Origin of the sequence: Stenotrophomonas sp. TWI1183, from assembly GCF_039673115.1 — a bacterium.
Lineage (GTDB): Bacteria > Pseudomonadota > Gammaproteobacteria > Xanthomonadales > Xanthomonadaceae > Stenotrophomonas > Stenotrophomonas maltophilia_AA.
On the sequence record NZ_JBDJKZ010000003.1, the window covers coordinates 178160 to 201267 of the forward strand.

Below are 23108 nucleotides of genomic sequence, written 5' to 3' on the forward strand. Positions count from 1 at the left end.
TGGCGGGCTGAGGCGGGGGGAGCGGGGGCACGCGTGCCGTCGACACCGTGCCGTGCCGGAACGGTGACCTCATCGCGCGGTCGCTGCATCGTCAGTCGGGACGGCCTCCTGCGCTGCAGGTGACCCATTGCCAGCGAGCAAGGGCCGGGCACGTCGCTCCAGGCGCAGCAACAGCACGGCGACGATCAGGCAGGTACCAGCCATCAGCGAGAAGAACACCGCGCTGGAGAGCGTCGACCACAGCGTGCCGACCGCGCCGGCCAGCAGGTTGCCGCCGAACGACGCGAGGAACCAGAACGCGATGATCGTGGCGCCGAAGCCGACCGGGGCCAGGCGGGCGAACAGACCCAGTCCGACCGGCAGGATGAAGAGCTCGCCGAAGGTGAAGATCGCAAAGAACAGCGCGGCCCACAGCCAGCCGACCTTGGCCGTTGGTTCGCCACCGAGTATCGCCACCAGCGCGAACGACAATCCGACCACGGCGGCACCGACCGCCATCTTGGTCAGTGCGGCCGGCTCGCGGCCGTCGCGGGCCTGCCGCATCCAGCGTCGCACCAGCAGCGGGGTGATCAGGAAGACCAGCAGCGGATTGAGCGAGAAGAACCACGTCATCGGAAGGGTGAAATCCGCGGTGAGCACGCGGTCCACGCCGGTGTCGAGCCAGATCGCGATGGTGTTGCCGATCTGCTCGTAGGCAAGACGGAACACCACGATCAGGCCGGCAATCATCGCCATCAGTTGCAGCAGCGGGCGATAGGCCGGTTGCCACAGCGCGGAGAAGGGCAGCGTGGCGCGCTCGCTGCGCGGCGGATCCGGCGGCAGGTGGCGGCGGCCGGTGATGTAGATCACCAGCCCCAGCAGCATGCCGATGCCGGCCGCGGAGAAGCCAACATGCCAGCCATACACCTCACCCAGCGTGCCGCAGACCAGCGGGGCGAGGAACGCACCGAGGTTGATGCCCACGTAGTACACATTGAACGCCGAGCCACGGCGCGGATCATCGCGCTGGTAGAGGTCGCCGACCTGGCCGGGCAGGGTGGGCAGGAACAGGCCATTGCCGAGCACGATCGCCAGCAGTGCGGGATACAGCAGCGCATCGAAGGCCATCAGGAAGTGCCCGAACGCCATGATCGCGCCGCCCAGGATCACCGCACGTCGCTTGCCCAGCCAGCGGTCGGCGAGCATCCCGCCGAACACCGGGCTGAGGTAGGCCAGCGCGGTGTACAGGCCATAGACCATCGAGGCCTGTTCCTGCGAGAACAACAGCTGCTTGGTCATGTAATAGACCAGCAGCGCCCGCATGCCGTAGTAGGAGAATTTCTCCCACATCTCGGTGAGGAACAGGATGGTGAGGCCTGGCGGTTGCCCGAACCAGGCCTTGCGCGGTGCGTCGAGGGTCATCGGGCGGCGCGTCCGGGGGTCAGAGCTGCAGGCCGGTACTGATCAGGCGCTGGGTAATGGCGACGAACGCCACCACCAGGCCCGACAGTGCGACCACCCAGGCGCCATAGCGGCGCATGCGCGGCCAGCTGGCCGGCGCGCGGACGGCCACCCAGACCAGTGCGACCGCGGCAATCACGCTCAGCCAGGACACCGCCTGGACCAGGATCAACGGCCCGTTGCTGTACGACGAGATCGCGCCCGGGCCAGCGATCGATTTCACGTACAGCCCCCAGGCGACGACAGTGCCCAGCTGGGTTGTGATCGACAGCGTCTGCAGCCAGCGCAGGCCACGGCCTTCGAGCGGCGCGCTGGCACGGTAGTAACGGCGCACGAACACGCCACCGAGGCGCAGCACGGCCGACAGCGTCAGCAGCCCCAGTGCGACGATCAGCGCAGGGCGCAGCCACGCCGGCGAACGCCAGCCGGGGATCGGTTCGAAGCCGAACACCGAGGCGAACGGGCCGCCGGAGAAGTACACCGGCCGGCCGTCCTTGACCTTCACTTCCAACAGGCCGCGGCCGTTTTCCTGCTGCCACAGCCACGGCGACACCTCGCGCCAGCGCAGCAGCTGGCCGTTGAGTCCCTTCTGGCCATCGACGGTGATCGTGCCGTCTTCCTGCGGGTGCACGCGGATCGGTGCGAACAGGGTCAGCATGCGCAGATACGAACTGTCCGAGCGGCGCGTGCTCTGCCAGCTCACCCCCGCCAGCGCCGCGGCGTGTTCGCGCGCGGTGGCCGCATCCACGCCTGGGCCGGCGGCCTGGATCGGCAGGGTCGGCAGGAAGTTCTCGACGAAGCGCTCCCACACCTGGGCACGCAGCGCCGAGCCGGCCGCATCACGCCCGACGCTGTTGGTGGAGACGAACACGCCGATGTTGCGCTCCGGGATCATCCACAGCCACGAGTAGAAGAACAGCATCGTGCCGCCGTGCGAGCGGGTGTCGTAGCCACCGGTGTCCGAGGCCATCCAGCCCAGGGCCATGCGCGGCAGATGCGGCAGGATCGCCGGCTGCGGGGTCAGCATCTGTGCGTTGGTCTCGGCGCGCATGATGCGCTGGCCGTCGAGCTCACCATGATTGAGCGTGGCCATCATGAAACGGGCCATCGCCGACCCGGAGGCATACAGACCGCCCACGCCCGGTGCGGTGTTCTTCTCGGCCGGGTAGCTTTTGCCCGAGCCCAGCAGATAGCCCTTGGCGGCGTGTGGCAGCAGCTCGGCCGGCAGCTTCTGTTCGAAGCTGGCGTACTGCATGTCCAGCGGCTGCAGGATGTGCTGCCTGGCGTAGTCTTCGAAGCGCTGCCCGCTGACGCGCTCGACGATGTACGAGGCGATGCCGGTGGCGTAGTTGGAGTACGCCGGTGTCGTGCCCGGTGTGGAGATCTGGTTGGGCACCCATTCCTTGAGGTAGTTGTCGCGGTTGGCCGGATGATCCGGACCCAGCACGATCAGGTAGCGCATGCGCTCTTCCAGACCGCTGGTGTGGGTCATGATCTGGCGCAGCGTGATCGGCTCACCCTTGGCCGGGACCTTGATGTCCAGGTAGGTGTTGATGTCGGTGTCCAGGTCCAGCTTGCCCTGTTCGACCAGCTGCATCACCGCGGTCCACACGAACAGCTTGGAGATCGAGCCGGGGCGGAACAACGTGGTTTTGGGATCGACCGGCGTGCGCTTCTCGACATCGGAGAAACCAAAGCCGCGCTCGGTGACGACCTTGCCGTTCTCGACCACGGTGACCACGGCGCCAGCGAGATCGCCCTGGGCCATCAGGTAGGGCACCAGGCCATCAAGGAAGGTGTCCACGCGTGCGGCATCCAGCGTGCCGGTGGCTGTCTGCGCGGGCGCGATGCTGTCAGCCGCTTCGGTGCTCGCGGGGGCCGCCGGTGCAGCGACGGGGACCGGTGCCTGCGCATGCACGGGCGAGAACGCGACAGTCGAGGCCAGCAGCAGGCCGGAGATCAGCGGGCGCCAGATGCTCATGCGTGCACTCCCTTGCCCCAGACGGCGTCGTCGCAATGCACCAGTCCGCCGTCGTAGCGCAGGCCCGGGGTCCGGTCATCGCGCAGGAACAGCGGGCCATCGAGATCGACCACGTCGCAATGCTGGCCCACGATGAAGGCCGGGCCCATCGCCCAGCTGCTGCCGATCATGTTGCCGACCATCACCTGCATGCCCAGCGAGCGGGCCTTGCCGACCATCGCCAGGCTTTCGGTGAGCCCGCCGGCCTTGTCTAGCTTGATGTTGATGACGTCGAACAGACCCGCCAGCGCCTCGATCTCCGAAGCATCCTGCACGCTCTCGTCGGCGGCGAACGGCAACGGCCGCGCGAAGCCCTTGAGCTCGGCTTCGCGGCCGCGCGGCAAGGGTTGTTCCAGCAGCTTGATGCCGTTCTCCAGCAGCACCGGAATCAGCGCATCGAGCACGTCCACGCTGTAGCCCTGGTTGGCGTCCACGCCCATCCACACATCCGGGCGCACCTTGCGCACCGCACGCACGCGCTCGATGTCGATATCCAGATCACCGCTGAGCTTGAGCTTGAGTGCCTTGGCCGGCGCATAGCGTCCGGTCGCGATCGACTGCATCGTCGCCGGGTCATCGGCGCCCAGGGTCCAGGTGGTCAGCAGCGGCCGCGTCTGCGACAGCCCGGCCAGCGCCCAGGCATGCGTGCCGCTACGGCTCGCTTCCAGATCCCAGAGCGCGCAGTCGAGTGCGTTGCGCGCGCCGCCGCGGGGCAGCAGTTGCTGCAGCTCGTTGCGGGTGATGCCGGCTTCGATGCGCGCACGCAGCAGTTCCAGCGTCGCCAGCATCTGCTCGGGCGTGTCATCGAAGTAGTACACACCGCTGGCTTCGCCACGGCCGCGATGGCCGCCGTCTTCCAGTTCCACGCGCAGTACCGGGGCGTGTTCGAACACGTAGCCGCTGATCCGGAACGGGGCCAGCAAGGCAAGCGTATCGATCTGCAGGGTCAGTTTCACAGGATGTCTCCAGCCCCGTGGCGGGGCCATGGGTCAGTAGTTGAGAGCGAAGTCGGCCAGGCCCATCAGGACCAGCGAATAGGCGAGCACGCAGGCCGCGATCAGCAGCAGCGCGGCCCAGAGGCGGGCGAGCCAGCCGCGACGAATGCGTACCGTCTCCACCAGATTCCAGGCCGTCGAACCGATCCCGCCGACGATCGCGATCACCGTGGCGATGCCGAGCCCGATCACTGCCGGATCGAGGCGGTCATCGAGGCGGGCGAAATCCGCCGATGCCCAGGTCATCACCGCCATGGCCGCGGCAGGCACCAGCAGCACGAACCAGCAGGCGAAGCGGCTCAGGCGATAGGCCAGCAGCGTCCTGCGCGGCCAGCCCAGCACGCGCCCATGACGGCGGCGCACGAACGCGGCGATCGGCCACGCCAGCGCGGACAGCGCCAGCACGGCCACTGCCCCGGTCAGTGCCGGCTTCAGCCACAGCGCCGAGCGATAGCCTTCGGCACGCAGGAACACGTTGAACGGCGAAGACGAATCCACTGCAAAGCCGACCGGCGCGCCGTCCTTGACGATGGCGGCCAGGCGCAGCTCGCTGTTGCTGGCCTGCCACAGCCACGGGGCGATCGGCTTGAAGGTGGTGGGCTGCCCGTTGGGCTGCTTCAGGCGCGGCAGACGCAGGCTGCCATCATCGAGGGCTTCCAGGCGGGTCTGGGTGAGGATGCCGGTGCGGCCGATGCCGGTCTCCGCACGCCGCGAATCCAGGTAGCTCGGCGCCGCCAGCAGGCGTGCCTGCTGCTTGGCCAGTGCCGCGTCCACGGGCGGTGCCGGGGCGGGTGCCGCGGCCGGGAAATAGCGGTCGGCGAAGTTCTCCAGCAGTTCACGCCGGATCGGGCCGGTGATGCCGTTGGCGCCCGCGCTGTTGAGCGAGACGAACAGGCCGACGTCGTGATCGCGGAACAGGAACAGCTGCGAGTGGAACGAGTAGGTGTCACCGGCGTGCGATACCACGCGCTGGCCATTGACATCGATCTCGTAGAAGCCGAGCGCCATGGTGTTCAGCGGCGGCGCGAAGCGCGTCTGCGGGGTCAGCATCAGCTGGCTGGTCGCGGCTTTCAGAATGGCCGTGTCGTGGCCGCCCGCCGCGCTCAGGTGCGCGATCATGAAACGCGCCATGTCGCTGCCGGTGGCCGACAGTGCGCCGGCCGGAGCCGACGGGGTGACTTCGAAGTCGCGCGGTTTGCCCGATCCCAGTGCATAGCCCTTGCTGACCAGGGCACGCAACGCCGGCGGCAGCGGTTGCCGGAAGCTGGCGTGCTGCATCTGCAGCGGCACGAAGATGTGCTGCTCGACGTACTCGGCAAACGGTTGCCCGGACACGCGCTCTACGATGTAGCCGGCCAGGCTGGTGCCGTAGTTCGAATAGGCGGGCACGGTGCCCGGCGCGAAGATCTGCGCCGGCACCCGTCGCTTGAGGTACGGTCCCAGCGCGATGTCACCGGCTTCGGCCACCGCCTCGCTGGTCCACATGTACTTGATGTTGGCCTCGAAGCCACCGGTATGCGTCATCAGCTGGCGCAGCGTGATCGGCAGGCCGCGTTCGGGCACCTTGAAATCCAGGTACTGGTTGATGTCCGCGTCCAGATCCAGCTTGCCGGCCTCCACCAGCTGCATCACCGCGGTCCAGGTCATCAGCTTGGAGACCGAGGCCATCCGGAACAGGGTGCGGTCCGGATCCACCGGGGTCTGTTTTTCCACATCCGAGACGCCGTAACCGCGACGGACCAGGATCTGGCCGTCCTTGACCACGGTCACCACCGCGCCGGCGATGTCACCGCGCGCGATGGCATACGGCATGAACCCATCCAGCCAGGTGGCCGCGTCATCCGCGGTCAATCGGGCAACGGTGTCCACGCGGGTGGGCGCGGCCTCCGGAGGCGGGGACGGCGGCCGCTGTGCATCGGCCTGGAAGGACAGCAACAGCCCACAACACAACGCGACAAGCCCTGACAACGCACGCATGTGACGATCCCCTCTGGAACTGGAAGACGAGGCACCCCGCACAAACGAGCGGAGGGCCCAAAACCATCTCAATCAGACAACAATATTCCTGATCAGAGAAATGTCAATTGCGCGTGATCTCGTCTGGCAGCCGCCGAGCAGGGGTGATTGCGACCGTTACATGCCCTGAATACGCCATTCCGGGGCCGATGAGAACGATTACACGGCGTTGAGAGGCGCCATATGAGGCGAACGCGACAAGAAACCATCCTGATCAGGATGGCATTCATCTCTACGTAGTATCGTATCGGCAACTTCACCAGCAATAGCCCAAAGGTCCTGTCGATGAGCCCCAAAAGCCCGACGCTCGGAACCCTGCTGCGCGGTCTGCGCACGCGCCAGGGTTGGACGCTCAAGGAAATGAGCGAGCACACCGAAATTCCCCTGTCCACGCTGTCCAAGATCGAGCATGACCGCCTGACCTTGACCTACGACAAGCTCCAGCACCTGGCGCAGCGCCTGAACCTGCGCATGTCCGATCTGTTCTCCGAGCCCGACGCCGACAGCGCGCCGAAGCCGGTCACCGCACGGCGCAGCCTCGGCTCGCTCGACAAGGCGCTGCGGGTCCAGACCGACAACTACGATTACTACTATCTATGCACCGAACTGCGCCGCAAGCGCATGATCCCGATCCTGACCAAGGTGCGGGCCAAGACCACCGCCGAGTTCGGCGACCTGGTCCGCCACCCGGGCGAGGAGTACGTGCACGTGATGGAAGGCCGCATCCAGGTCCACACCGAGTTCTACGATCCGGTGGTGCTGGAGACCGGGCAGGGCATCTACATCGACAGCCAGATGGGGCACGCCTACATCGTCGATGCCGGCTGCGAGGAAGCGGTGCTGCTGGCCGTGTGCGCGAGTGCGGACGAAGACCTGATGGAATCGCTGATCACCCTGCATGAGCATGAGGGGAGCGTCTGAGCGCGTTGTCGCGTACAGCGGTCGAGCGAGATGTGTTGAATGAAAAGGGCGCCCAAGGCGCCCTTTTCTGTGATCTTCCCGCCCTGCTCAGCCCAGCGGCCTGGCGAAGACGTCCATGCCCTTGCCGGTTTCCAGAAGGGATTTGAGGCTGGACAGGACAAGCGGCCAGCCCTGCCGGATGCCGGTGTCCATGCCGCTGCCCGGCTCGAGCTGGTCATGGGTCACGGTGAGCCGGACCATGCCGTCATACGGCACGATATCGAACGTCACCCGGCTGTAGGCCTGCGCGTCATCGGCCTGCGACGCGGCGGCCCAACTGATGACCAGGCGCGAGGGCGGGGTGCTTTCGACCACCTCGCCGACCAGCTCGACCTTCCTTGCCGCGTCGGCACGGACGTGCTGCCAGGGTGAACCGGGCTGCCAGTCCGATACGTTCTCATGGCCCCAATAGGTGCGGGCGATCTCTGGCCGGGTGATGGCCTCGAATACGCTTTCGGCGCTGGAGGCGATATAGATCACGTGGATGAAGCAGGTAGACACCGTGGACATCATCATTCTCCTTCGAGTTCTTTTTTCAGGTCATGCAGCAGGCTCAGCCGTTGGTGCTCGAACTTGCGTACCCACCGCTCGTAAACCTCGTGCAGGGGCACGGGGTTGATGAAGTGCAGCTTCTCGCGGCCGCGCCTGACGGTGCTGATCAGGTTGGCGTCTTCCAGCAGTCCCAGGTGCTGGGTGACCGATTGCCGTGTCATCTGCAGGTGCGCGCAGAGCTGCCCCAGCGACTGCCCGTTGGTCTGGCAGAGCGCATCCAGCAGCGCCCTGCGGGTTGGATCGCCCAGCGCCTTGAATACCTTGTCTGCATCCATCCGCGTTTCTCGCTGCTCGTGATCCAGGTAACGCCCTGTGCATGTGATGGCGCCCGTCGACGATCCGATGATATGCAGGTAAATACCTGCATGTCAATGCCGGTCATGCCAGGCACCGCCACGACCGGACCAAGGCTTGCGTCGTCCCGTCGACCGGCAGGGCTGACCGGGTTCTAGCCCTTCATCGGCCGACAGAGCATCGCCATGCCGGCGGAGTCGGTCTCACCACGTCGCCTCCAGCCGGCGGAACGGCTGCTTCAGCAGCACCCCGCGCGCGTCGTAGTCACTCACGACGCGGCCATCCACCCGGACCGAGGTCGGGCGCGTACGGCTCGGCCACCACACACGGACCGCGGTGTCCGCGCGCAGCCCCTTGCCCAGCGTTACCTGCAGCGTGCCGTCGCGCTGCCGCGCCTGCAGGGCCAGGATGCCGTAGGCGGTCGGCAGGCGATCCACCGCCAGCCCGTCGCCGGCCACCCACGAGGGCGGGGTGCCTGGCAGCAGCGACAGCGCGTCATCGTCTTCGCGCATCAGCATCCCGAACAGCGTGCGTCCGTATTCGGCGCCGATCCAGGTATGTGGCATGTCGCCGAGATAACGCGGGAAGCGCAGCCGCGAATGGACCACCTCGGCGAGCACCTGCCACTCCAGCGGGCGGCGGTCATGCAGCAGGCCCTGCAGCAGTTCGTCGGCGGCCTCGGGCTGGTCCAGATGCACATAGCTCAGCACGTTGCGGATTTCGTACGGGGTATAGGCATACAACGCGCCCGGCTCGCCGCGCTTGCGGACATCGTCCAGATAGCGGGCGAACGTGGTGCGCAGCGCCTCGGCCGGCAACACATCCTGTGCGCCGGTGGGATCGAGCGCGATCGACACGCCGGTCGGATCACCATCGCCAAGGTCGGCCGAAGAAGGAATGAAGTCGATGCCCTTCCACGCCATCGTGGCGCGGATCGAGGCGGCCAGTGCATCGTGCAGGGCGGTGTACTGTTCGCGCGCCCACGCGGCGGTTTCATGATCGCCCAGCGACTCGGCCAGCCACGCGCCGTCATGCCACCCCTTCAGGCCCCAGTAGTCGTCCCAGTAGCTGTGCGTGGGCGAAGGGTAGCCCTCGTGGCTGATCGATGGCGCCAGGATGCCGGCGAAGCGTTCCGGGGAGGGCTGGCTGGCCATGTAGCCGGGCACCAGCGTGCGCTCGCGCAGTTCCTGCAGGAAGCGCATCGCGGCTTTCACCTTGGGCAGATAGGCGCGTACCGAGTCCGGTCCGCCATCCAGGCGCGCGACATCGGCAACCAGGCTGATGTACTGCCCCTGGCTGTCGTACTCGATGTCCGAGCCGAAGCCGGTGTTGACGCTGCCGTCGTCGTTGAGGATCGGCGAGACCAGGCCGTTGGCATGCACGCCGTGCTCGCTGTACCAGGCCAGGTAATCGCGCGCGACCCTGGATTCGCCCATGCGCAGCAGCACCGCGGAGGTGGCCATGCCGTCGCGGATGAAGGAGCGGTTGTAGTTGCGCGGGCCGGGCTGCATGGCCGGGCCGGTCTGGTTGATCAGCATGTACGCCGCCTGCGCGCGCAGCATGTCCACCAGCGAGGGATCGGGCAGGCGCAGGCCGACCTGGCCCAGGCGTGCCTGCCAGTCGTCGGATGCCCGCTTGGCGAGTGCGTCGTACGCCGCATCGGGTGCACGCGGGATGCCAGACAGCGCCAGTGGCGGTGCATCCGGCAGCGAACCGTCCTGGGCCGAAGCGGCGGTGCCCAGCAGGAAGGCGACCACCACCGAGCGGCTGGCACCCGGCGCGAGCTGCACGCGGTAGGCCAGCGCCGCGGACGCGAGACCCTCGGCATCGCGTGCCTGCGTGGCCGCGGGCAAGGTACCGCTGGCGATGGCCGCGGTGATCTCGGAACTGCCCTCCGTGCCGAACGGCGCCGCACCCGCGGCATCGATCGGGGTCAGCGACTGCAGCAGGGCACGCCCGTTGATGCGCACCTGCCGACCTTCCACGGCCACCTCGCGGATCGGCGAGAGGCCGCCATTCTGCCACGGTGGATTCATCTGCATCGGCCGTACCGCCAGTGTCAGGGTGCCCTCGAGAGGGGCGCTGCCGGTGTTGCGCAGTCGATGGCGCACGAAGGTGACCGGCTGTCCCCCCAGCTCGACCGCGAACGCCTCGCTCTGCAGTTCCAGCCCGGGTTGGGGCGACCACGTCGCCGAGGGCATCGGCTTCCAGCCATCGCGCAGCGCGTGCTGCACCGGCTGGTCGGCGGCACCTGCGGCAACACCGTCCGCGTTGCGCCAGATCGGCTGCACCAGCGGCGCGCCCTTGAAGGCTTCGATGTTGCCGTACTCGTCGAAGATCGATTTCTGTCGGCCGGCATGGATGCCGACCGCGGTCCAGTAGGTCTGCTGCATGTGCAGCGAGGCCGGGAACAACGCGCGCTGCGCGCCACTGGCGGCGATCTGGTAGCGCTTCATCGGCGTCATCACTGCCTTGGGGCCGAGCAGGCGCAGGCGCTCGACCCGGGGGGCATCACCGTCCACCGTCAGCCGCAGCGCGGTGGCGGTCACAGCAGCAGTGCCCGCCAACCAACTCTGCTGCCGTGTACCGGCCTGCGGATCGCGTGCGAGGTCCATCCAGCGGCCCTGCGCATCGCGTGCCTGCAGCCGTGCGGCACCGTGCTCACCGTTCCACTCCACGGACAGGCCGGTGGTGGAGACGGCACGCGGCAACGCGATCTCGAGCGTATGCGTACCGTCCTTGCCGCGCGGAACGGCGATGGCACTGCCACCCTGCCACAGCGCCGCGGCCTGGGTCGCATCCACGCCGGACACGCGCGCGCTCGTCGTGGAATCCAAGGGCGCCAGCTCGAAGATCGACACGCCCCAGTCCGAGGTGCGCGCCGGGCTGGCCAGGCGCAGATAGCGGGCGTTGCGCGGCGCAAAGAACAGCGTCTCGATACCGCCGAGCGAATCGCGCATGGTGTAGGCCGGCTGCCATTGTTGGCCGTCCAGCGAGGTCTGAAGGGTGTACCCCTCCGGATTGGAGACGTCCCAGGTGATCTGCGCGCCGCTGAGCGTGCTCGGCCTGCCCAGGTCCACCTGGAACCAGTGGCCCGGGCTGAAGGCGCCGCCGGTGACTGTTTTCGGGTCGCCGTCGATCAGATGCCCGACCGCCATCGCCGGCACCTGCTGGGAGGAACTGCTGGCCTGCCACTGGCTGCGGGGTGGCAGGTCCTGGGCGGCCGCGGTGAGGCTCAGCGCGAGGGCGGAGAAGAGCACGCTGCCGGCCATGATGCGGCGCGGTCGGTGCACGACGGTCGAACGGTCAGCCTGCAGCCCCATCAACGTGCTCCTGATCTGAAACGACCCCGACGGCGGGGTGGGGACACGCTAGCAGGGGATGTAATCGTTTACATGACGCGTCGCAATATGCGCCGGATCATCCCTTGACCGCTTGGGCGATCTGGTCCCGCAGCCAGCGATGCGCCGGATCGCGGTGCACGCGCTCGTGCCACAGCATCACCATCTGGTAGCCGGGCACGTCGATCGGCGCGTCCACTACACGCAGTGACGGGTCATCGGCGACCAGCCGCGCGGGCACCATCGCGACCATGTCGGTCCGGCTGATCACACTGCGCAGGTACAGGAAGTGCGGCACTGACAAGGCCACCCTGCGCTGTGCACCCACCCGGGCGAGTGCCTCGTCGGTGACGCCGTGGAAGCCGCCGCCCATCGGCGAGACGATGACATGCTCGAGCGCGCAGAACTGGGCCAGGGTGGGGCGACGCTTCAATTTTGGATGACCGGCGCGGCCAGCCAGTACGTAGCGTTCGGTGAACAGTGGGCGGTGGTGCAGGGCGGGTGGCGCATCGGACGCGATGTGGAACGCCAGGTCGATATCGCCACGCTCGGCCTGCTCCACCATGCGCCGCGGTGCGAGTTCGACCACGGCCAGGCGCGTGCCCGGTGCGGCGCGACGCAGGCCGGGCAGGGCCGGCAGCAGCACGGTGGACTCGCCGTAGTCGGAGGCCATCACCTGCCAGGTGTTGCGGGCCTGCGCCGGGTCGAACGCCCGGGTCGGCGCCACCGCGCGCTCCACGGCGGCCAGCGCGTCGGCCAATGGCGCGCGCAGGGCCTCGGCGCGCGCCGTGGTCCGCATGCCGCGCGGGCCGGGCAGCAGCAGCGGATCCTCGAACAGATCACGCAGCCGCCCCAGCTGCACGCTCACCGTGGGCTGCGCCAGATGCAGGCGCGCGGCGGCGCGGGTGACGTTCTGCTCGTCCAGCAGGGCCTGCAGGGTCACCAGCAGGTTGAGGTCGATGCGACGCAGGGTATTGTCCATGGCAATGTCAGCGATTGCGGGAATGCATTTCTACTATAGCCTCGCCCTCTCTACCGTAGCGGTATCTCCTCCGTGGAACTGCCATGAACGTCCTGATCGTCTACGCCCACCCCGAACCGACTTCGCTCAGTGGCTCGCTGAAAACCTTCACCGTCGAACGCCTGCAACAGGCCGGCCACACCGTGCAGGTCTCCGATCTGTATGCCATGCAGTGGAAATCACAGGTCGATGCGGCCGACCATCCGGGCCGCGATCCGTCGGCCCCGTTCCATGCCTCGCTGGACTCGCGGCAGGCGTACGCCAATGGCGCGCAGAGCGCGGACATCGCGGCCGAGCAGGACAAACTGCGCTGGGCCGATACGGTCATCCTGCAGTTTCCGCTGTGGTGGTTCTCGATGCCGGCGATCCTCAAGGGCTGGGTCGACCGGGTGTACGCCTATGGGTTCGCGTATGGGGTGGGCGAGCACTCGGACCGTCACTGGGGCGACCGCTACGGCGAGGGCACCATGAGCGGCAAGCGGGCGATGCTGGTGGTCACCACAGGTGGCTGGGCGTCGCACTACGCACCGCGCGGCATCAACGGTTCGATCGAGGATGTCCTGTTTCCGATCCAGCACGGCATCCTGTTCTATCCCGGCTTCGAGGTGCTGCCGCCGCATGTGATCTACCGCACCGGCCGCGTCGACGACGCATCGTTCCCGACGCTGCTGGAGGACCTGGGTACGCGGCTGGATGGCCTGGCGACGGATGCCCCGATCGCGTACCGCCGCCAGAATGGGGGCGACTATGAGATTCCTGCGTTGCAGTTGCGGCCGGAGCTGGCGCCGGGTGAAACCGGAGCGGGCATCCACATCATCGGCTGAATTCACCGCGATGTTGGCCCGCGCGACCACGCAAGCAGTGTGTGGCCGCTTTCGTGATGGACTGCGCTGCGCTGCAGGGTATCGATCTGCGATAGTCGATGCGTATCCATTACATGCGTTGGATTGATGCTCCATCCACAAGAGTTGTCCTCGGCGCAGATCACCCAGGTGCTGGGGGAGGCCTACGGCGTACGAGCCACCGCGGTAGTGCAGCGCGCCTGTGGCGCCGACGCGGGTGCGACCGTGTACCAGGTGGGTGGGCCTGATGGCATGCGCTGGTGGCTGAAGTGCCGGCGTTACGCGGTGGATGCCGTGGTGTGGGACGTGGTGCACCATCTGCGTGATCATCTGGGACTGCGCGAGATCATCGCGCCGCTGCCGGCCCGCGACGGTGCGGCGGCGGCAACCTGGGCGGGCCTGCAGTGGACGCTGTTTCCCTATGTCGATGCGTTCTCCGGGTTCGAGGAGGCGCTGTCGCGTGGGCACTGGGAACGGTTCGGGCGCGTGCTGCGCCAGGTTCACGATGTGCGGTTGCCGGAGGCGCTGTCCGTGCGTCTGCGTTGCCCTGGATTCGACGACGACACCGCTGTGGAGCGCGTCGGCGCATGGCTGCAGCGCGCCGACGCGCGGATACCGGTGCGCGATGCATTGGGCGAGGAGTATCTGGCCCTGTGGTGCCGGCACCGTCAGCGCATCGAGGCGATCTGGCAGCGCTGCGGCGCGCTGCGCGCGCGCATCGGCGACGGTCGCCCCCGCCGCGTGCTCTGCCACGCCGATCTGCACGCGGGCAATGTGCTGGTCGGGCCAGATGAGGGCATCCATCTGATCGATTGGGACGAGATGGTGCTGGCCCCGCGCGAGCGCGACCTGATGTTCATCGGCGCCGGCATCGGCGGGCGCTGGGGGCGTGAGCAGCCGCCGGGGTTCGCCGAGGGCTACGGCCCGGTCGAGGCGGATCCGCTGTGGGTGGCGTACTCCCGCCACTGGCGGATTCTGCAGGACCTGCAGGAGTTCCACGATCTCCTGCTGGAACCCGGCGCTACGGCACGCCCGCCTGCACAGCGGCGCCAGGCGCTGCGCTACATGGCCGAGCAGTTCGCGCCCGGCAACGTGGCCGACTGCGCGACCCGTGCGTGGCAGGTTGCGCAGGGCTGAGGCTGCACGTCAGCGAATGTCCGTACGCAGGCTGCCGCGGATCTGATCGCGCCAGTGCTCGGCGACGCCGGCCTCGTCGGCAAACCGGGGCCAGCGCAGCACGCTGTGCCGGACCTGCTCGATGATGTCCCGGGCGCGGCGGGCATTGATCGAGGCGGTCGCGGCACAGGCGGCCAGGTCGGCCACGTCGAAACCCTCGCGCTTGGCGTTGATCGACATCTGGTGCCGCGCTGTCCAGTCGCCGTCCGGGTTGTACGCCCAGGTGATGTCGAACGCAGGTGACAGCGACCACTGGCCTTGCCGGTCCATCAGGTAGGCGATGTTCTTGACGTGGTCGTCCTGATTGCGTGCGATCACGTTGAACACCATCCGCCGGAACTGTTCCTCCAGCTGCGCCATCGGCAGGCGCAACTGGCGCATGACCAGCAAGGCCTGCTCGTAGGAGTAGGCAGTGGGGTTATTGAAGTCGAAGTGGGCCATCGCCGCCAACGACTGCATATGGCGCTTGCCGCCTGCATCGGTGCGGTCGAAGCGTTGGGTCATGAAGTGGCGGCGGCCGCCTTCCTCCAGCAGTCGGCACTCGCTGATCTGGATGCCCGCGTCACGCGCCATCAGCGCGTAGGCGTACTCGACCACGCCGTAGCCCTTGGGATCAGCCAGTTCCTTGTCGCGGTTGTTCTGGACGCCATCGAACTTTAGCAGCCAGTAACTGAAGCCTGGCGCCGCCGCGGCCTGGCCCGATCGGGCTTCGCCGGTGGCTTCGTTCCAGGCGATCACGGCTTTGGCGCGTGCGCCACCGGCCGAGGTGCCCACGCGCAGAATGTCGCGCAGCGCATCGGCGCGTTCTTCATCGCCGAACGAGGCACGCAGGTTGTCGCGATTGCTCAGGACCTCGGTGGCCAGCGCAACCAAGGCATCGATCTGAATTTTGTGTGCCGTGCGGACGCGCGGACCATGCACAGGGGAGAATTCCAGCGCCCCCATACCGCGCGTGCCGGTATAGCACAGCCGCTCCACCGCATTGAAGCTGTCCGGCGTGCGGCCCTGGGTGGCCAGCCACGCATTGATCAGGGTATTGCCGTACTTGTCCGGCAGGGCGTCGGCGAGCAGGCCGGGCAAGCCATGGAAGCCTGCCGGGTTGAGGGAGGGGAAACCGTAGATCCGATCCGCCGCGAGCGGCATGGTCAGCGGGGCGACCTCAATGCTGGAACGTGCGAATGCCGGGTCGTAGGCAAATTGTGCGATCCGCTCGCCGTCGGCCAGCGTCACCGCGCCGATCCGGCTGCCCCACAGGCGCACCTCGGCCGTGGTGCTCATTGCTCATCGCCCCAGGTCCAAGGCTTGGCCGGGGCGGCTTCTGCCACCCCCGGTCGCGCGCGCTGGCGTGGGTGGCCGCGGCGCTCCAGCAGATCGATCGGATTGGGGCCGTCGCTGGGCAGCATCACGTCCAGCGCATCCAGCCTGCCGAGGGCGCGCAGGCATCGGATCAGGTTGGCCAGCTGGGCGGGCGTACCGTCTTCCAGCCGCTGCACGGTGCGTTTGGAGACGCCCGCAGCATCGGCCAGCTGCTCCTGGGTGATGCCTTGCGAGAGCCGCACGCGGGCTAGACGTTGCCCCAGCTCAGCCAGAACAGCCTCGTCCGTCATCAGATGTGTGATCGTCATAAAGTGACCCTCCTGACGCTTTATATCGCACTATGGCGATAAGGCGTCAAGTGTGGCTAGTTACGATGTATAAAATGTATTTCAACAAAGTGACGAAAATGGCGTGTTATGGCAATTTAGAGGTTTAAGGCGCCCGATGTGACGCTTAACGAAACCATCACCGTCGGAGTACATCCACGCATGGCGTGGATTTACGCTGGACGGGGCGCACCCAGGCGACGCGTCGGTTCATTCCCCGGGCTTCGCCGCCGCTGTGACCGCCTGCGATTTCGCCCGCCGTGCCAGCACCGCTTCGCGGTGGGCGATATAGGCGTTCGCGCCGAGGATGATGCCGGCGCCGATCACGGTCCAGCGGTCCAGGGCTTCATTGAACAACAGCCAGCCCAGCAGGCTGACCAGCGGCAGCTGCATGAAGCTGATCGGGGTCAACGCAGAGACCTCGCCCAGGCGCAGGGCGCGCGTCCACAGCAGCTGGCCCAGCGTGCCGAGCACACCGGTCGCGACCAGCCAGACCCAGGCCAGGCCGGTCGGCCAGACCCAGACGAACAGCGCCGGCACCAGCGACAGCGGCACCCAGAACACATAGGTGTAGAACACCACCGTATCGGCGCTGTCGATGCGGGTGAGCTGCTTGATCTGGATCGCCACCAGCGAGCTCAGCACCGCGGCACCCACGGCGACCAGGGTGCCGGGCGTGAAGCTGGTCGAGCCCGGGCGCACGATGATCAGCACGCCGATGAAGCCGATGATCACCGCCGCCCAGCGGCGCATGCGCACGGTTTCGCCCAGCCACAGCACGGCAGCGATGGTCACGAACAGCGGTGTCGAATAGGACAGCGAGATCGCCTGGGAGATCGGCAGGTGCCCGATCGCCCAGAACGCGCACAGCATCGAGGCCAGCCCGATCGCGCTGCGCAGGAAGTAACGCGGCAGCTGCTGTGTCTTCAGCGGCGCGCTGCCGGGGCGGATCAGCATCGGCAGCAGTGCCAGCAGGCCGAAGGCGTTGCGGAAGAACGCCACTTCCTGGGTCGGCACGTAGCGGGTGGCGTAGCGGATCGCGATCGCCATCAGGCCGAAGGCCAGCGTACTGCCAAGCATCAGCAGGGCGGCCCGCAACGGCGTGGCCACCGGTAATGCGGGGGCGGGGTTCACCACTGTGCGCCGATCAGCCTGGGTTCCGGTTCGATCGGCACGCCGAATTTCTCCAGGACCGAGGCGGAGATCCGCCGCGCCAGCGCGAGCAGTTCTTCGCCGGTGGCCTGGCCGTGGTTGACCAGCACCAGCGCATGGCTCGGCGCCACGCCGGCATCGCCATCGCGATAGCCCTTCCAACCGCAGCTTTCGATCATCCAGCCCGCGGAGATCTTGCGACGGCTGTCGTCGTCGGCCGGGTACACGGGCAGCTCCGGGAAGTGCTGCAGCAGCACCTCCACCTGTTCCAGCGGCAGGATCGGGTTCTTGAAGAAGCTGCCCGCATTGCCGAGCACGTCCGGATCCGGCAGCTTGCGGCGGCGGATGTTGATCACCGCGTTGGCCACATCGGCGGCCACCGGCAGTTCAACGCCCATCGCCTCCATTTCCTCGGCGATCCCGGCATAGCCCAGGCGCAGGCCATGCAGCAGCGGCAGGCGCAGCTCGATCGCGGTGATCAGGTAACGGTCCGGGTCGTGCTTGAAGATGCTGTCGCGGTAGCCGAACTGGCAGCCTTCCGCATCGAAGCGCACCCAGTCGTTTTCGTGTCGGTCCCAGGCATCCACGGCCTGGATGAACTCGCCGACCTGCGCACCATAGGCGCCGATGTTCTGGATCGGGGAGGCGCCGGCGGTGCCCGGGATCAGGGCCAGGTTTTCCAGCCCGGACAGCCCGTTCTGCAGCGACCACATCACCAGCCCATGCCAGTTCACGCCGGCACCGGCACGCACGATGGTGTGGTCGGCGCGGTGCTCCAGGATCTCGATGCCGCGGTTGGCGAACACCAGCACGGTGCCCGCCACGTTGTCGGCGATCAGCACGTTGCTGCCGCTGCCCAGGACGAGCAGCGGCTGCTCTGCGACGCGTGGCAGGGCCAGCACCTCGGGCAGCACGGACGGATCGAACACCTCCAGCAGCTGCGCAGCGGTGGCGTCGACATGGAAGGTATTGAGCGCCTTCAGCGAGGCGTTTTCAGTGATGGCCCAGGCGGTCATGGCGTCGTTCACAGCGGTGCCACCGCGCCGCGGCTGGGCGCCTCTCTGCGGCGACGGATCGCCTCCACGCAGTCATGCACCAGTTCCGGGCCACGGAAGATCAGGCCGCTGTAACACTGCACCAGCGCGGCGCCGGCGGCCATCTTGGCCACCGCATCCGCACCGGATTGAATACCACCCACGCCGATCAACGGCATCGACTCGGGCAGGCGCGCGCGCAGGCGGCGCAGCACCAGGGTCGATTGGCCCAGCAGCGGTGCACCGGACAGGCCACCGGCTTCGTTCGCGCGCGGGTCACCGGCCACGGCACTGCGGTCGATGGTGGTGTTGGTCGCGATCACGCCGTCCACCTTGAGCTCGCCGAGCACGCGCGCGGCCGCATCGATGTCGCGATCGCTCAGGTCCGGGGCGACCTTGACCAGCATCGGCACCCGCTTGCCGTGCTTGGCGGCGAGGCTTTCCTGGCTTTCGCGCAGCTGCGAAATCAGCTGGCGCAGCGCGGTCTCTTCCTGCAGTTCGCGCAGGCCGGCGGTGTTCGGCGAGGAGATGTTGACGGTGATGTAGTCGGCCAGCGGATACACCTTCTGCAGGCAATGCTGGTAATCGTCGAACGCCTGCTCGTTGGGGGTGTCCTTGTTCTTGCCGATGTTGATGCCGAGCAGGCCGGTGCGGCGCTTGGCACGTTCGACATTGCGCACCAGCGCATCCACGCCCAGGTTGTTGAAGCCCATGCGGTTGATGATGGCGTGGTGCTCCGGCAGCCGGAACAGGCGCGGCTTCGGGTTGCCCGCCTGCGGACGCGGGGTGATCGTGCCGATCTCGACGAAGCCGAAGCCCAGGGCCAGCAGCGCATCGATGTGCTCGCCGTTCTTGTCCAGGCCGGCGGCCAGGCCCACCGGATTCGGGAAACTCACTCCGAACGCGTTGGTCGGCAGCGGATCGATGCGACGGCCCATCAGCGGCGTGGTGCCGGTGCGGTAGGCCAGGTCCAGCGCACTCAGGCCAAGGCCGTGGGCGCGTTCTGCATCAAGGGCGAACAGGAAGGGGCGGGCAAGCGAGTACATGGCGTTCAATCAGTCCAGCGTGCCGACAAAGGCACGGGTTTGGTATTCAAAGGCGATCTGGCCGTCCACCGCGTGGGCGTCGAACAGCTGTTGCAGTGCGTCCAGCATTGCCGCGTGGCGCGGGTGACCGGTCTGCGGTGCATACGAGGAGGACAGCAGGCGGCCGCGCAGGCCGTCGTAGTCCATGCGCTGCACATTCGGCAGCCGGGCCATGCCACGCAGACCCTCGCCAAACCACGCGCGCATGGTGTCATCGTCCTGATAGCGCTCGGCGACCTCGGTGTAATCGGTGCCGAACTCCAGCAGCAGCTGCTCGTAGCCGATCAGGAACGGCGAGGCATCGAGCAGGCGCGAGTTCCAGAACACCAGGGCCATGCCCTCGGGCTGCAGGATGCGCGCCCATTCGTGGCGCACCGCGGTGGTGTCGAACCAGTGGAAGGCCTGCGCTGCGGCAACCAGGCCAACGCTGTTGTCGGCCAGGCCGGTGGCCTCGGCGGTGCCGTCGGCGACCTTCAGGCGCAGATAGTCAGGCGCGAGCAACTGCTCGGCGGCCTCGCGCATGGCCGCGTTCGGTTCCACCGCGATGACCGGGTGGCCGGCGGCCAGGAACAGCCGGGTGGAAATGCCGGTGCCGGCGCCGATATCGGCGACCAGGGTTTCGGTGGGCACACCGATGTCCTGGTGCAGCCAGTCCAGCAAGGCCGGGGGATAGTCGGGACGGTAGCGGACGTAGTCGGCAACCCGACTGCTGAAGCGTTCGGTCGAATCCGAGCGGCTCATGTGCACCTCACGATTGGGTAGCGGCAAACCAGGCCAGTCCGCCGAAGAACAACAGCACCACCACCAGGGCGAGCAGGCTGCCGATCACCACGATCCAGCCCAGAATCAGGCCGGCCAGCGCCATGCCGTCGCCTTCCAGTTCCAGCGGCCGGCGGCGGATCTCGGCACGGGCCAGGTGGCCGGTGATGATCGCCGCGATGCTGCCGATGAAGGGCAGGGCGGTCCAGCCGAGGATGCCCATGATCAGGCTGACCACGGCCATGGCACTCGTTTGTCGGGGCGGAAGGCTCATGCAGGTCCTGGTCGCGGTGGGAGGGTTCGATGATAGGGCCAGCGGCGGGTTTATCCCATCAGGACCTGGCCACCATCGACATTCAAGGTATGCCCGGTGATCCAGCCCGCCAGCGGCGAGCACAGGAACAGCGCGGCGTTGGCGATGGCCGCCGGCTCGCCGAAGCGGCCGAACGGAATCTTCGCCAGGGTGTTTCGATACAGCTCCGGGTCCTGCTCGCGCCGGCGCGCCCACAGGCCATCCTCGAACTCGATCGAGCCCGGGGCGATGGCGTTGACGCGGATGCGCTGCGGCGCCAAGGCCAGGGCCTGCGAGGTGGTGTAGTGCATCAGCGCGGCCTTGGCCGCCGCATACGGCGCGCCACCCGGGCGCGGCTGCTGGGCGGCGATCGAGGCCAGGTTGAGAATGCAGGCATCGCTGGACTGCTGCAGCCAGGGCAGGGCGAGTCGGGAGGCGCGCACGGCCGACATCAGATCGACGTTCAAGCTGGCTTCCCAGCCCGCCTCATCGTCGGTCATGCCGTAGCCGGTCGCGTTGTTGACCAGCACGTCGATGCCGCCGAGGGCCTGCGCGGCATCGGCCAGCCAGCGGCCGATGTCGTCCATCCGGGAGAGGTCGGCACTGGCCGTATGCACGGCCAGGCCGAGGGCCCCGGCATCCGCACGCAGCGCGGCCAGACCGGCCTCACCGCGTGCGCAGACCGAGACGCGGGCGCCTGCCGAAGCGAACGCCAGCGCCATCGCGCGCCCGATGCCCTTGCTGCCCCCGGCGATCAGCACCCGGCGCCCGGTGAACTCCAGGCGCGGGCCGGCCGGCAGGTGGGGCGCCGGATCCATCACAGGTCGAACTTGATGCCCTGGGCCAGCGGCAGCGAGTCGGAGTAGTTGATGGTGTTGGTCTGGCGGCGCATGTAGACCTTCCAGGCGTCCGAGCCGGACTCACGACCACCGCCGGTGTCCTTTTCGCCACCGAACGCACCGCCGATCTCCGCACCCGAGGTGCCGATGTTGACGTTGGCGATGCCGCAGTCCGACCCCGCTGCCGAGAGGAAGCGCTCGGCGGTCTTCAGGTTGGTGGTGAAGATCGAGGACGACAGACCCTGCGGCACGCCGTTCTGCATGTCGATCGCTTCGTCCAGCGTGCTGTACTTCATCACGTACAGGATCGGGGCGAAGGTCTCGTGCTGGACGACCTCGTCGCTGTTCTTCAGGCCGGTGACGATGGCCGGCAACACGAAGTTGCCCGCGCGGTCGATGCGGGTGCCGCCGGTCTGCACGGTGCCGCCGCTGGCCTTGGCCTTCTCGATCGAGGCCAGGAACTGCTCCACCGCGCCTTCGCTGTTGAGCGGGCCCATCAGGTTGGCCGGGTCGGTCGGATCGCCGATCTTGCCTTCGACCTGCTTGTACGCCTTGATCAGCGTGGCCAGCACGTCGTCATGGATGGATTCGTGCACGATCAGGCGGCGCGTGGTGGTGCAGCGCTGGCCGGCGGTACCGACGGCGCCGAACACGATGCCCGGGACCGCCAGCTTCAGGTCGGCGGTTTCGTCCAGGATGATCGCGTTGTTGCCACCCAGCTCCAGCAGGCAGCGGCCGAGGCGATGCGCGACCTTCTCGGCGACCTGGCGGCCGACCTGGGTCGAGCCGGTGAAGCTGATCAGCGGCACGCGCTTGTCGGCCACCATCTTCTGCGACAGCTCGGTGCCGGCATCGTTGATCAGGAAGAACAGGTCCGGGAACCCGCCCTCGCGCAGCGCTTCATTGCAGATGCGCATCGAGGCGATCGCGGTCAGCGGGGTCTTGTTGGACGGCTTCCACAGGCAGATATCGCCGCAGATCGTGGCCAGGAAGGAGTTCCAGGCCCACACCGCGACCGGGAAGTTGAACGCACTGATGATGCCGACCAGGCCCAGCGGCTGGTACTGCTCGTACATCCGGTGGCCCGGGCGTTCGGAATGCATGGTGTAGCCATAGAGCATGCGGCTCTGGCCCACGGCGAAGTCGGCGATGTCGATCATCTCCTGCACTTCGCCATCGCCTTCGGGCTTGCTCTTGCCCATTTCCAGCGCGACCAGCGAGCCCAGGGCATCCTTGTTGGCGCGCAGGGCGTTACCGCACAGGCGCACGGCTTCGCCACGGCGCGGGGCCGGGGTGGTGCGCCAGACCTTGAAGGCCTCCTGGGCGCGGGCCACGATGGTTTCGTAGTCGGCGTCGGTGGTCGCGTAGACCTGGGCGATGGCTTCGCCGGTGGTCGGGTTCACCGGGGTGATCACACCGGCATCGGTGGCCGTGGACCACTCGCCGTTGCCAAGGTAGGTGCCAGCGTTGGTCGCGTCGAGGCCGAGGGCCTTGAGCAGGTCAGAGGACATGCAAACTCCTGTTGCGTTGCGTTTGTAAGGCGCTGGCCGCTGGCAGGGTGGGGGGCGGCAAGCTGAACCCCGAATGGTAACAGAGGGGGGCAATGCCTCATCTGGCGGTGCAGCGGCCTCGGCGCCTCCATTGCCC

General features: G+C 67.5%; 20 protein-coding genes. 3 read left to right on the top strand and 17 right to left on the bottom strand.

Features of this window, described 5'->3' with window-relative positions; all coding sequences use genetic code 11:
• Positions 1–69 precede the first annotated feature (69 nt).
• The 4 genes from ABE434_RS04820 to ABE434_RS04835 are packed head-to-tail and all read right to left on the bottom strand — an operon-like array spanning position 70 to position 6432.
• Positions 70–1401 carry a peptide MFS transporter gene (locus ABE434_RS04820; RefSeq protein ID WP_346478017.1) on the bottom strand — a complete coding sequence of 444 codons (1332 nt, stop codon included), beginning with the start codon at positions 1399–1401 and terminating at the stop codon, positions 70–72.
• Between the two features lie 19 nt (positions 1402–1420).
• Positions 1421–3421, bottom strand: coding sequence for a serine hydrolase domain-containing protein (locus tag ABE434_RS04825; protein ID WP_346478018.1), 2001 nt, complete (start codon positions 3419–3421; stop codon positions 1421–1423).
• Entirely contained in the window at positions 3418–4416 is a 999-nt protein-coding gene (locus ABE434_RS04830; protein ID WP_346478019.1) for a dipeptide epimerase, read from the bottom strand. Before ABE434_RS04830 ends, ABE434_RS04825 begins: the two co-directional genes overlap by 4 nt.
• Positions 4417–4449: 33 nt before the next feature.
• Positions 4450–6432, bottom strand: a complete 1983-nt coding sequence (locus ABE434_RS04835; RefSeq protein ID WP_346478020.1) for a serine hydrolase domain-containing protein — start codon at positions 6430–6432, stop codon at positions 4450–4452.
• A gap of 324 nt (positions 6433–6756) precedes the next feature.
• Between ABE434_RS04835 and ABE434_RS04840 the strand changes: the two genes are divergently transcribed.
• Positions 6757–7392 carry an XRE family transcriptional regulator gene (locus tag ABE434_RS04840; RefSeq protein WP_346478021.1) on the top strand — a complete coding sequence of 212 codons (636 nt, stop codon included), beginning with the start codon at positions 6757–6759 and terminating at the stop codon, positions 7390–7392.
• Positions 7393–7479: 87 nt separating this feature from the next.
• On the opposite strand, the gene ABE434_RS04845 is transcribed toward ABE434_RS04840, so the two are convergent.
• The 4 genes from ABE434_RS04845 to ABE434_RS04860 form a co-directional block, all read right to left on the bottom strand.
• Positions 7480–7941 carry an SRPBCC family protein gene (locus ABE434_RS04845; RefSeq protein WP_346478022.1) on the bottom strand — a complete coding sequence of 154 codons (462 nt, stop codon included), beginning with the start codon at positions 7939–7941 and terminating at the stop codon, positions 7480–7482.
• Between the two features lie 2 nt (positions 7942–7943).
• The gene (locus tag ABE434_RS04850; RefSeq protein ID WP_346478023.1) at positions 7944–8258 is read right to left on the bottom strand and encodes a metalloregulator ArsR/SmtB family transcription factor; all 315 of its coding nucleotides are present in this window, start codon (positions 8256–8258) and stop codon (positions 7944–7946) included.
• A 222-nt stretch (positions 8259–8480) separates the two neighbouring features.
• Entirely contained in the window at positions 8481–11600 is a 3120-nt protein-coding gene (locus ABE434_RS04855) for a discoidin domain-containing protein (RefSeq protein ID WP_346478025.1), read from the bottom strand.
• A 97-nt stretch (positions 11601–11697) separates the two neighbouring features.
• A complete protein-coding gene (locus tag ABE434_RS04860; RefSeq protein WP_346478026.1) occupies positions 11698–12600 on the bottom strand; it encodes a LysR substrate-binding domain-containing protein in 903 nt (300 codons plus the stop codon).
• Positions 12601–12683: 83 nt separating this feature from the next.
• Here ABE434_RS04860 and ABE434_RS04865 point away from each other — a divergent pair, with 83 nt between their 5' ends.
• Both ABE434_RS04865 and ABE434_RS04870 read left to right on the top strand, forming a co-directional pair.
• Positions 12684–13463, top strand: coding sequence for an NAD(P)H-dependent oxidoreductase (locus ABE434_RS04865; RefSeq protein ID WP_346478027.1), 780 nt, complete (start codon positions 12684–12686; stop codon positions 13461–13463).
• A 126-nt stretch (positions 13464–13589) separates the two neighbouring features.
• Entirely contained in the window at positions 13590–14618 is a 1029-nt protein-coding gene (locus ABE434_RS04870) for an aminoglycoside phosphotransferase family protein (RefSeq protein WP_346478028.1), read from the top strand.
• 9 nt (positions 14619–14627) lie between these two features.
• On the opposite strand, the gene ABE434_RS04875 is transcribed toward ABE434_RS04870, so the two are convergent.
• The 9 genes from ABE434_RS04875 to ABE434_RS04915 form a co-directional block, all read right to left on the bottom strand.
• Positions 14628–15935, bottom strand: coding sequence for a HipA domain-containing protein (locus tag ABE434_RS04875; RefSeq protein WP_346478029.1), 1308 nt, complete (start codon positions 15933–15935; stop codon positions 14628–14630).
• Positions 15932–16282 carry a helix-turn-helix transcriptional regulator gene (locus tag ABE434_RS04880; RefSeq protein ID WP_346478030.1) on the bottom strand — a complete coding sequence of 117 codons (351 nt, stop codon included), beginning with the start codon at positions 16280–16282 and terminating at the stop codon, positions 15932–15934. The genes ABE434_RS04875 and ABE434_RS04880 overlap by 4 nt, the downstream gene beginning before the upstream one ends.
• A 228-nt stretch (positions 16283–16510) precedes the next feature.
• Positions 16511–17398: a DMT family transporter gene (locus ABE434_RS04885; protein ID WP_275135858.1), complete on the bottom strand. Its 888-nt coding sequence runs from the start codon at positions 17396–17398 to the stop codon at positions 16511–16513.
• A 32-nt stretch (positions 17399–17430) separates the two neighbouring features.
• Positions 17431–18480, bottom strand: a complete 1050-nt coding sequence (gene murB, locus ABE434_RS04890; protein ID WP_346478031.1) for a UDP-N-acetylmuramate dehydrogenase — start codon at positions 18478–18480, stop codon at positions 17431–17433.
• Positions 18477–19532 carry a quinone-dependent dihydroorotate dehydrogenase gene (locus ABE434_RS04895; RefSeq protein ID WP_346478032.1) on the bottom strand — a complete coding sequence of 352 codons (1056 nt, stop codon included), beginning with the start codon at positions 19530–19532 and terminating at the stop codon, positions 18477–18479. The genes murB and ABE434_RS04895 overlap by 4 nt, the downstream gene beginning before the upstream one ends.
• A gap of 9 nt (positions 19533–19541) precedes the next feature.
• The gene (locus ABE434_RS04900) at positions 19542–20312 is read right to left on the bottom strand and encodes a class I SAM-dependent methyltransferase (protein ID WP_346478033.1); all 771 of its coding nucleotides are present in this window, start codon (positions 20310–20312) and stop codon (positions 19542–19544) included.
• A 7-nt stretch (positions 20313–20319) separates the two neighbouring features.
• Positions 20320–20604: a DUF4190 domain-containing protein gene (locus ABE434_RS04905; protein WP_346478034.1), complete on the bottom strand. Its 285-nt coding sequence runs from the start codon at positions 20602–20604 to the stop codon at positions 20320–20322.
• A 50-nt stretch (positions 20605–20654) separates the two neighbouring features.
• Positions 20655–21440 (bottom strand): SDR family oxidoreductase, encoded by a 786-nt coding sequence (locus ABE434_RS04910; RefSeq protein WP_346478035.1) that lies wholly within the window; start codon positions 21438–21440, stop codon positions 20655–20657.
• Positions 21440–22972, bottom strand: a complete 1533-nt coding sequence (locus ABE434_RS04915) for an aldehyde dehydrogenase family protein (RefSeq protein WP_179459102.1) — start codon at positions 22970–22972, stop codon at positions 21440–21442. Before ABE434_RS04915 ends, ABE434_RS04910 begins: the two co-directional genes overlap by 1 nt.
• Positions 22973–23108 lie beyond the last annotated feature (136 nt).